Raw genomic sequence first — 1,363 nt, forward strand, 5'->3', positions numbered from 1 at the left:
ACATCTTGTGCCAAATCAAATATTATTTTTTTGTCTTTACTATCTCTTGTATCACTATTTTTAATCTCAAAGTTTTTGCTTCCAGAGATCAAATTTAATATATCACCCGGCTGAAAGCCTGAAACAGCCTTATCATTAAGAGAAAGTTTCCACCCTTGTGCTACAAATTCTCTTAATTTTTTCAGCTGCGCAATGTTGACGGCATCAGTGTCTGCATAACCCGCTGCCACACCTGTGAGCTGTCGTGTTATCTTATTCGGAGTATCACCAATACTAAAAGAACCTTGAGTGCTCTTCCATATCTCACCATCGTCTGTTGACCGGCTACCTATGGAAGGATCATAGCCAACTAGGGACGCTAAGTTACGAGAAACAGATTTATCACCCACAGCAACACCACCCTCAGGAATTACTTGTGCATTTAAACCTAATGCAATACCATTTTTAGCTGGTGCATTTGCAAAACCACCTAATGCAATACTATTTTCACCAGTTGCATTTGCAAAACCACCTAATGCAATAGCATTGTCGGCAGTTGAAACTGAAAGCTTACCTATAGCAATACTTCCTTGCCCACGTTTTCCCTCACTGGCAGCAATTGCAATGCTCTCCGTTTCGGCATGCCATTTAAAGACACTATCATCGGCCGCCTTTTTAATCTCATTGTGAAGATTTACATAAGACTTACCTACACCTTCAAAGGCTTTTGCTACATCCGGAAAACTTTCTTCTTCAATCTCATTCGTCTCAGGATTGAAAGTTTTAATTTTGAACTTTGGATCATCCCATTGGCCACTTGTAAATTTAACACCACCACCTAAATATCGAGCTATATGGGTAGCTACAACATTCAACTGACTACCATTTACCGCGTCTTGTGAATCTGCACTAAGATCAGCAGGTGCAATACGCGTTATTCTTTTATTTCCAGCATCAATACCACCGGTGGTCATTTTCGGACCATCAGTAATTACTAAGCCGGTGGCATCGAAGGTATTTGTACCTGCCTTTAAGCTCGTTAATGCAACATCTTGTGCCAGATCAAATTGTACCTTATTGTCCTTATCGCCTTTCGTAAGATTAAGATTTGTACTTCCAGCAGAAAAATCGACTGTATTATCTATGCTAACAGCTGTAGCATTTTCCCCACCAACGGAAAGCTTCCAACCTTTGTCTACATACAGTTGTAATGACTGTATCTGTGCAACATTTACCGCATCATACATTTCAGTACCAGCGGCTACGCCTGTAATCTGCCGCGTTCGGCCACTGCTAGGATCACCAACACTCACTGCACCCATAGTACTTTTCCATGAATACCCTGTGTCATCTGCAGCTCTTTTAAAATAAGGAGAAAAACCAG

At 40.9% G+C, this 1,363-nt stretch carries 1 pseudogene; it reads right to left on the reverse strand.

Annotated elements, in window-relative coordinates:
* A pseudogene (locus tag ACFIJP_RS09100) lies at positions 1 to 1,301 on the reverse strand (hypothetical protein); the annotation flags it as partial.
* Positions 1,302 to 1,363: the final 62 nt, after the last annotated feature.

It is taken from the genome of Bartonella sp. MU37NMGALS (assembly GCF_042194015.1).
GTDB lineage: Bacteria > Pseudomonadota > Alphaproteobacteria > Rhizobiales > Rhizobiaceae > Bartonella > Bartonella grahamii.